Origin of the sequence: Thioalkalivibrio sp. (genome assembly GCF_041690275.1) — a bacterium.
Taxonomy (GTDB): Bacteria; Pseudomonadota; Gammaproteobacteria; order Ectothiorhodospirales; family Ectothiorhodospiraceae; genus Thioalkalivibrio.
Window position 1 is genome coordinate 20,673 of sequence record NZ_JAWLHP010000040.1, and the last position, 7,790, is coordinate 28,462.

The following is a 7,790-nucleotide window of genomic DNA, read 5'->3' on the forward strand; positions in this document are numbered from 1 at the left end:
TCCGGTTCGGGCTCCGGTTCGGGCTCCGGTTCGGGCTCCGGTTCGGGCTCCGGTTCGGGCTCCGGTTCGGGCTCCGGTTCCGGGGCCGCAAGGTCCGGCGGCTCCGGAGCCGGAACCGTGCCCGGGACGCCCGGGGGAAGCGCGAACTCCCCCAACTCGATCCAGGTGGTCTCCATACCCCCGCGCCCGAATTCCAGTTCGGGTTCTCCGGCCTGCCAGAGCAGCAGACCACCCACGACCGCACCGTGCAGCAGCAGGCTGGCCGCCACCCCCGCCGCAAGCATCGACGGGCGCAGGCTGCGTGACGCACGGGTGTCGGTCATCGGCACGGACGGGCGCCAGCGGCATGGCTACCGACCCTCAGTCGGCACTGCCCATGTGGCTCTGTTCGTAATTCTGCAGACCGACCCGCTCAATCAGCGCAAGATTGGTCTCGAGCCAGTCCACGTGTTCCTCCTCGCTCTCCAGGATACCCTGCAGGAGGTCCCGGGTGACGAAGTCCTTCACCTGCTCGCAGTGGGCAACCGCCTCGCGGTACAGGGGGATCGCTTCCATCTCCATCGCGAGATCGCACTCCAGGATCTCCTTGGTGTTCTCGCCGATGCGCAGCGTGCCCAGGTCCTGCAGGTTCGGCAGACCCTCCAGGAACAGGATGCGGTTGATCAGCGAGTCGGCGTGTTTCATCTCGTCGATGGATTCGCCGTATTCGTACTCATCCAGCTTCTTGAGCCCCCAGTCGCGAAACATGCGGGCGTGCAGGAAGTACTGGTTGATGGCGGTCAGCTCGTTCTTCAATGCGAGGTTCAGATAGCGGACAACTTCTTGATCACCCTTCATGCCGGACTCCTGGAATGTCTTTCTGGGGAGGCCCCCGGGAACAATCCGGGAGGCGCGACGAGACAGCGGGGTACGCGCCGGCGCACCCCGCTGCCCTGTATTCAGTATCATTCCTGCGGTTGAAGGTCCAGATTCACTGCGGTTTCGCATTGATCCCGCAGCAGACCCAGCGCGCGTTTGCCGCACTTGCCGCACTCCGAGCAGACCCCGAGCCGCACCCGCAGATCGCGCATGCGAACCTGCGGGGCGGTCGTCGCGAGCTCACGGATATCCCTCTCCCGGACTCCCTTGCAGACACAGATGTACATGGCCAAAACCGGCGAGCAGCTGAAGTGGGTATCAGGTTATCGCTAACGCGAATTGTTTGCAACTACATCATCGGAGACATCACTGTGGCCGGGGACGGTAGCAATCGGAATATTCCAAACCGATAATATGCTCACCGTCAGCCCGGTGCCTCATCATCAGCGCCATCACCAGCTCCGCGGAGACCGCTCATGGAATTCGATCCGCTCCTCCTCTCACGCATCCAGTTCGCCTTTGTCGTCTCCTTCCATGCGATCTTTCCGGTCTTCACGATCGGGCTCGCGACCTACATCGCGCTGCTGGAGGCGATCGCCTACCGCACCCGGGACCCGCACTGGGCACGGCTCTCGCAGTTCTGGATCAAGATCTTCGCGGTGGTCTTCGGAATGGGCGTGGTGTCGGGGCTGGTGATGGCCTTTCAGTTCGGCACGAACTGGAGCGAGTTCTCCTACCGCAGCGCCAACTTCCTCGGGCCGGTGCTCGCCTACGAGGTCGTGACGGCCTTCTTCCTCGAGGCCGCCTTCCTCGGCGTGCTGCTGTTCGGGCGCAACAAGGTTCCCCCGGGCGTTCACCTCTTCGCCGCGGTGATGGTGGCGGTGGGCACCTTCATCTCGTCCTTCTGGATCCTGTCCGCGAACTCCTGGATGCAGACGCCCGCCGGGTTCGAGCTGCGCGACGGGATGGTGCACGTGACCAGCTGGCTGGAGGCCATCTTCAATCCCTCGTTCCCGTACCGCTTCACGCACATGGCGGTCGCCTCGCTGCTCACCGGCGGCTTCGTTGTGGCCGGCGTCTCCGCCTGGTACCTGCTTCGCGGTCACGCGGTCACCGCCAGCCGGCGGGCACTGAAGATGACCCTGGTGATGCTCGCCATTGCCGCACCGGCGCAGCTGGTGATCGGGGACTTTCACGGGCTGAACACCCTGGAGCACCAGCCCGCGAAGGTGGCCGCGATGGAGGGCGCCTGGGAGACCGAGCAGGGCCTGCCGCTGCTGCTGTTCGCGATTCCGGATGCAGCGAACGAGACCAACCACTTCGAGATCGGCATCCCGAAGCTGGCCAGCCTGATCCTGACCCACGAACTGGACGGGGAGGTGCGCGGCCTGGAGGAGTGGTCGGCCGAAGAGCGGCCCCCGGTCGGCATCGTCTTCTGGTCGTTCCGGGTGATGGTCGGCATCGGCATCCTGATGATCGGCGTGGCCTTCTGGGGCGCCTGGCGGCTCTACCGCGGACGGGTGCTGGACAGCCCGGCACTGCTCCGCACGCTGACCCTGATGATCCCGCTGCCCTTCGTGGCGGTGCTGGCCGGATGGTTCGTCACCGAGATCGGCCGGCAGCCCTACGTGCTCTACGGGGTGATCACCGTGCAGGACGGCCTGACACCGAGCCTCACCGGCGGCATGGCGCTGTTCACACTGATCGGCTACATCGTGGTCTACGCGCTGGTCTTCACCGCCGGCGTCTACTACCTGACCCGGATCGTGCGCCAGGGCATGCCCGACGACCCGGAGGGGCTTCCGGACACGAACGGGCGTCCGAAGCGTCCGCTGTCCGCGGCCGACACCCCGCTGGACGAAGCGGCCGAACAGGCCACCTAGGGAGGAGGCACAATGTTCGATTTCACGATTCTATGGGTACTGATCATCGGCTTCGGCGTGCTGATGTACGTGCTGACCGACGGCTTCGATCTCGGCGTGGGCATCCTGTTCCCCTTCGCGCGCTCGGAACAGGACCGGGACCTCATGATGAACTCCGTGGCCCCTGTCTGGGATGGCAACGAGACCTGGCTGGTGCTTGGCGGAGCGGGTTTGCTCGCCGCCTTCCCGCTGGTCTACACGGTCTTCCTGCCCGCGCTCTACATCGGGGTGTTCCTGATGCTCGCGGGCCTGATCTTCCGCGGCGTGGCCTTCGAGTTCCGCTTCAAGGCGGCCCCCGAGCGACGCGGCATCTGGAACCTGGCCTTCTTCGGTGGTTCGCTGGTCGCGACCTTCGCCCAGGGCGCGGTGGTCGGCACCTTCATCCAGGGCTTCGCGACCGAGGATTTCCGGTTCGTCGGGGGTCCGCTTGACTGGCTCACGCCCTTCACGGTCATGACCGGCCTCGGCATGGTGGTCGGCTACGGCCTGCTGGGAGCGACCTGGCTGTTGCTGAAGACCGAAGGCGAGACCCAGCAGTGGGCCCGTCGCTGGGCCTACCGCCTGCTGGCGGCGATGATGGTCTTCTTCGTGATCGTCAGCCTGTGGACGCCGCTGGTCGACGAGTACGTGCGCAGCCGCTGGTTCGACAACCTGACCTGGCTCTGGCTGCTGCCGGCGGGGACGGTTCTCGTCGCGGCCCGCCTGTGGCGCTCGCTCGGCCGCGACAACGAGGCAATGCCATTCATCTCGACCATCGCGCTGTTCGCCCTCTTCTACGCCGGACTGCTGTTCAGCAAGTGGCCCTACGTGGTACCGCCCAGCTACACCTTCCGGGACGCCGCCTCGGCGCCGGAGAGCCAGCTCTTTCTGCTGATCGGCCTGCTCTTCGTGGTGCCCTTCGTGCTGATGTACACCGCCTGGACCTACTACGTCTTCCGGGGCAAGGTGCGCGCGGACGCGGGATATCACTGACACGGAGCTCGCCTCCCCGCCCTTGCCCCCGGCCCGTCTCCCCCACATGTGCCGGCGGGAACGGGAACGGGGAGGGGGCAAGTGCACGGCGCGAAGATGAACCCCTCGACTGAGCCCGGCGACGGGGCGTCGACAGACCTTGCTCCGCCCCCCCGGGCGTTCCTGCGCACGCTGCTGCAACCACACCGCCACTGGCTGCATCTCGCCTGGCTCGCCGGCGCAGGCGCCGGCCTCGCGACCGTGGCCCTGGCCGCGGCCGTTGCATGGTCGATCCACCTCGCGCTGTTCGGTCAAGGGGCGGCTCCGGCCTGGCCGTGGCTCGGCGCAGCGGTGCTGGCCGTGCTGTTGCGCCACGGGCTGCAGGCCCTGCGCGACTGGAGCGGCCAGCAGCTCGCCTTCGCGGTACGCGCCGACCTGCGGCAGAGACTGATCGCCACCGCGTCCCGCCTCGGACCCGTACACCTCGCGCACCGGGGTCACTCGGGGTCCTGGGCGAGCCGGTACCAGGAACAGGTCGATGCGCTGGCGGGGTACTACGCGCGCTACCTTCCGGCACTGGGCCTGACGATCGCCGTGCCCGCGCTGCTGCTTGCGGCGGCCTTCAGCCAGGACTGGGTCGCTGGCCTGCTACTGCTTCTCTCCGCCCCCCTGATCCCGGTCTTCATGGCGCTGATCGGGATGGGCAGCGAGCAGATCCATCAGGCCCAGCAGGAGCGTCAGAACCGGCTGGCCGGGCACTTCCTGGACCGTATCCGCGCCCTGGATCTGCTCCGCCGCAGCCTCGCGCTGGAGGCGGCGCAGCGGGACGTGGCCGAGGCGGCGGACGGCTACCGGCGGCTCAGCATGCGCGTGCTCCGGGTCGCCTTCCTGTCCTCGGCGGTGATGGAATTCTTCAGCGCGGTCGCGATCGGCCTCGTTGCGATCTACGTCGGCTTCGCACTGCTGGGCTTTCTGGAGTTCGGCCCGGCCGGAGAACTGACCCTGTTCTCCGGCCTGTTCGTGCTGCTGCTCGCGCCGGAGTACTTCCAGCCGCTGCGCCAGTTCGCGCAGAGCTACCACGACCGTGCCGGCGCGATCGCGGTGGGGGCCGAACTGTCGCCCCTGCTTCAACCTCCGCCGGACACCGGGCACCCGGGCGCAGCGCTGCGCCCGGCCTCCGACCCGACCCTGCTGAGGCTGCACAACGTCACCGTGCGTTACGAACCGGAAATCCAACCCGCCCTGTGCGGGGTGGATCTCGACATCTCGCGCGGTGAGCAGACCGCGGTGGTGGGTCCGTCCGGCAGTGGCAAGTCCACGCTGCTGGCCCTTTGCGCGGGCTTCGTCCAGGCCGATTCCGGATCCGTCGCGATCGGCGCCGACGCCCGCCCCTTCGCCTGGATCGGCCAGCGCGTTCATCTGTTCCACGGCAGCCTGCGGGAAAATCTGCTGCTCGGGGCACCGGCACACACCCCCGATCCGGAACTCCGCGCGGCAATGGCAGCAGCCGGCCTGCGCCCCGACGACCCGACGCTTCCGCACGGCCTGGACACGCCCATCGGCGAGGACAGCCGCGGGCTGTCGGGCGGACAGGCCCAACGCGTGGCCTTCGCGCGCGCACTGCTGTCCGGAAGCCGCCTCTGGCTGCTCGACGAACCCACCAGCGCGCTCGACCCACAGACCGAGGACGATCTGCTGACGCGCCTGCTTGCGCACGCACGCGCACGGGAGATCACCGTGCTGGTGGCAACGCACCACGAGTCCGTCTACCGCCGACTCGGACGGATCGTCCGTCTGGCCGAGGGCCGGCTGCAGGGGGACAGCCATGTCTGACCTGTCCTTCCTGCACCGCCTGTTCCGGCGGCGCCGGGGCTGGACGGCCCTCGCCTACCTGCTGCTGGCGCTGACCTGGACCGCGGCCATTGCACTGCTGGCTCTGTCGGGGTGGTTCATCACGGCTGCGGGTCTGGCCGGTGCTGGCCTGCTGCTCGGTCTCGATCTGTTCACTCCGTCCGCCGGTATCCGTGCCGCCGCCCTGCTGCGCACGCTGGCCCGCTACGGTGAGCGCGTTGTCGGACACGAGGCCGTGCTGCGCGTGCTCGCGGACCTGCGCAGTGCCAGCTTCACGGCCATCGCGCGGCTGCCGCTGGAGGCCCAGCGGCGGATGCGCAGCGGCGACCTGCAGCAACGCCTGATCGCCGACATCGACACGCTGGACGGGGTGCCGCTGCGAATCACCGGTCCGCTGGCGGCGGCGGCGCTGGCGGTGCTGGGCGCCGCAGCCCTTGCCGGATGGCTCGCACCCTGGCCGGCGCCCCTGCTGATCGCCGGTGCCGCCGGGCTGACGCTGGCCGCCTCCGTTCTCGCCGCCCGCGCCGGGCAGGCCCGCAGCCGGGCCCTGGTGGAGCGGCGGGCCCGCGAGCGGGTCGCCCTGCTCGACTACTTCGGCGGCCTCGCCGACCTGCTCGCCTACCGCCGCACGGGGCCATACCGGGCCGACCTCGAGCGCCGCGAGCGCGAGCAGGCGGGCGCGGTGCTGCTGCAGGAACGGGTCGCGCTGGGCGCGGACCAGGCCGTTCAGGCCCTGGTTGCGCTCAGCGCGCTGGCGATGCTCGCGCTGGCGCTGGGGTGGCATGAAGACGGGCTGGTCAGCGCTCCGGTCGCGGTGCTGCTGGCGTTGATGACCCTGGGGCTGAACGAGGCCCTGAGCAGCCTGCCCGGCGCACTGTGGCGCAGCGGCGAGAGCCTGCAGGCCGCCTCCCGCCTGCGCCGCCTCGGCGTGGCGCCGACAGATGCCAGCGCCGCGCCCGTGCAGTCGTCCGCCCGATCCGGGGACCTGCCCGCGGACGCCGCGGTCAAGGTCGAAGAACTGGCCGTGGGATTTGCGGAACACCCCCCGCTGGCGGCCGGGCTCGCGTTCGTACTCGAGATCGGGCAGCCGCTGGTGATCCACGGGGCAAGCGGGCGCGGGAAGACCACGCTGCTCGAGACGCTGGCCGGCGAACGCCCGCCGCTGCGGGGTTCGGTGATGCTGGGGGGACGCCGGCTCGAGCAATGGCCGGAGGCGGTGCGCTACCGGGCGATCGGCTATCTCCCGCAGCAGACCGCACTGCTCGACGATACCGTCGCCACGAACCTGCGCCTGGGGTTGCCGGAGCTGCCGGATCAGCGTCTGTGGGAGGCCCTGGAAACGGTGGAACTGGCGGCTGCGCTGCGCCGCGAGGGTTCCGGCCTCGCCTACCGCACCGGCGAACGGGGCCGGCGTCTTTCCGGGGGACAGGCGCGGCGGCTGGCACTCGCCCGGCTGCTGCTGCGCGAACCGCCGGTGGTGCTGCTGGACGAGCCCTTCGCCGGGCTGGACGCCCCGCTGGAGCGTCGCATCCTCGAGCGCATCACTCCCTGGCTCGAGGACCGTCGCGTGGGTCTGGTCACACATGCGCCGGATCGGCTGCCGGCGGAATGGAACCGCCTCGCGATCGCGCCCGGCGGGCAGTGACCGGTCAGGCCGCTCCCGATGCGCGTCAGCGCGTCAGGGGTCGCCCGGTCGCCACACGCCGGAGGCGGCCTGGGGAGGCTGCGACGGCGGCCCCGACTGCTTGCGGCTCTCGACATCCACGAACACCGAGTCCGTGAACTCGGCCAACTGCGCGAGGTAGTCCTTGCGCTGGGCGACCGGCTCCGGCATCTGTGCCACCAGGTAGCCGATCACGGCGGCAAGGTACTGCACGCCAACGATCGGCTCGCGCGCGCGGGGATCGGCCTCGATCAGTACGTCCTGAAGCCTCTGGATCAGGTCTCCGGACAATTGCAGGCTGTCGTCGCTCATGGTGGGGTCCGTTGAGTCATTTCGGGCCGCACATAAGACTACGCGATCCCGGCTCCAGGCAAAAACCGCGGCCATGAAAGGGGACATCGCCCCGCTGCATGATCAGGCACCGGAAACGCCGGAGGGCCGGCCTTCCACAGGGGGATGGTGGTGGTGGGAGCGGCTTCCAGCCGCGATGCGGCGTTGCCTTGGGTGCATCGGGCCATCGATCGCGGCCAGAGGCCGCTCCCACA

The 7,790-nt window shown here is 69.0% G+C and carries 7 protein-coding genes and 1 pseudogene; 4 read left to right on the top strand and 4 right to left on the bottom strand.

The genetic code is table 11. From position 1 onward, the window contains the following. The 3 genes and pseudogenes from ACESMN_RS09175 to ACESMN_RS09185 all read right to left on the bottom strand — a co-directional run. Positions 1 to 323 (bottom strand): annotated as a pseudogene (locus tag ACESMN_RS09175) (energy transducer TonB); the annotation flags it as partial. Between the two features lie 37 nt (positions 324 to 360). Then, the gene (gene bfr, locus ACESMN_RS09180) at positions 361 to 837 is read right to left on the bottom strand and encodes a bacterioferritin (protein WP_373053296.1); all 477 of its coding nucleotides are present in this window, start codon (positions 835 to 837) and stop codon (positions 361 to 363) included. A gap of 107 nt (positions 838 to 944) precedes the next feature. Then, positions 945 to 1,145, bottom strand: coding sequence for a (2Fe-2S)-binding protein (locus ACESMN_RS09185; RefSeq protein WP_373053297.1), 201 nt, complete (start codon positions 1,143 to 1,145; stop codon positions 945 to 947). Between the two features lie 189 nt (positions 1,146 to 1,334). Here ACESMN_RS09185 and ACESMN_RS09190 point away from each other — a divergent pair, with 189 nt between their 5' ends. The 4 genes from ACESMN_RS09190 to cydC all read left to right on the top strand — a co-directional run bounded on the left by ACESMN_RS09190 (position 1,335) and on the right by cydC (position 7,227). Continuing rightward, positions 1,335 to 2,741: a cytochrome ubiquinol oxidase subunit I gene (locus ACESMN_RS09190; protein ID WP_373053298.1), complete on the top strand. Its 1,407-nt coding sequence runs from the start codon at positions 1,335 to 1,337 to the stop codon at positions 2,739 to 2,741. Positions 2,742 to 2,753: 12 nt separating this feature from the next. Next, positions 2,754 to 3,752 carry a cytochrome d ubiquinol oxidase subunit II gene (cydB, locus tag ACESMN_RS09195; protein ID WP_373053299.1) on the top strand — a complete coding sequence of 333 codons (999 nt, stop codon included), beginning with the start codon at positions 2,754 to 2,756 and terminating at the stop codon, positions 3,750 to 3,752. A gap of 96 nt (positions 3,753 to 3,848) precedes the next feature. Further along, a complete protein-coding gene (gene cydD, locus ACESMN_RS09200) occupies positions 3,849 to 5,564 on the top strand; it encodes a thiol reductant ABC exporter subunit CydD (protein WP_373053300.1) in 1,716 nt (571 codons plus the stop codon). Then, complete coding sequence (gene cydC, locus ACESMN_RS09205; RefSeq protein ID WP_373053301.1) at positions 5,557 to 7,227, top strand: thiol reductant ABC exporter subunit CydC; 1,671 nt, start codon at positions 5,557 to 5,559, stop codon at positions 7,225 to 7,227. Before cydD ends, cydC begins: the two co-directional genes overlap by 8 nt. Positions 7,228 to 7,260: 33 nt before the next feature. Here the strand turns inward: cydC and ACESMN_RS09210 are convergent, their stop codons facing one another. Further along, positions 7,261 to 7,557 carry a hypothetical protein gene (locus ACESMN_RS09210; RefSeq protein WP_373053302.1) on the bottom strand — a complete coding sequence of 99 codons (297 nt, stop codon included), beginning with the start codon at positions 7,555 to 7,557 and terminating at the stop codon, positions 7,261 to 7,263. Positions 7,558 to 7,790: the final 233 nt, after the last annotated feature.

Coding starts and splice junctions, on each gene's coding strand:
- bfr (WP_373053296.1), bottom strand. CDS start 837: ATGAAGGGTGATCAAGAAGTTGTCCGCTATCTGAACCTCGCATTGAAG.
- ACESMN_RS09185 (WP_373053297.1), bottom strand. CDS start 1,145: ATGTACATCTGTGTCTGCAAGGGAGTCCGGGAGAGGGATATCCGTGAG.
- ACESMN_RS09190 (WP_373053298.1), top strand. CDS start 1,335: ATGGAATTCGATCCGCTCCTCCTCTCACGCATCCAGTTCGCCTTTGTC.
- cydB (WP_373053299.1), top strand. CDS start 2,754: ATGTTCGATTTCACGATTCTATGGGTACTGATCATCGGCTTCGGCGTG.
- cydD (WP_373053300.1), top strand. CDS start 3,849: ATGAACCCCTCGACTGAGCCCGGCGACGGGGCGTCGACAGACCTTGCT.
- cydC (WP_373053301.1), top strand. CDS start 5,557: ATGTCTGACCTGTCCTTCCTGCACCGCCTGTTCCGGCGGCGCCGGGGC.
- ACESMN_RS09210 (WP_373053302.1), bottom strand. CDS start 7,557: ATGAGCGACGACAGCCTGCAATTGTCCGGAGACCTGATCCAGAGGCTT.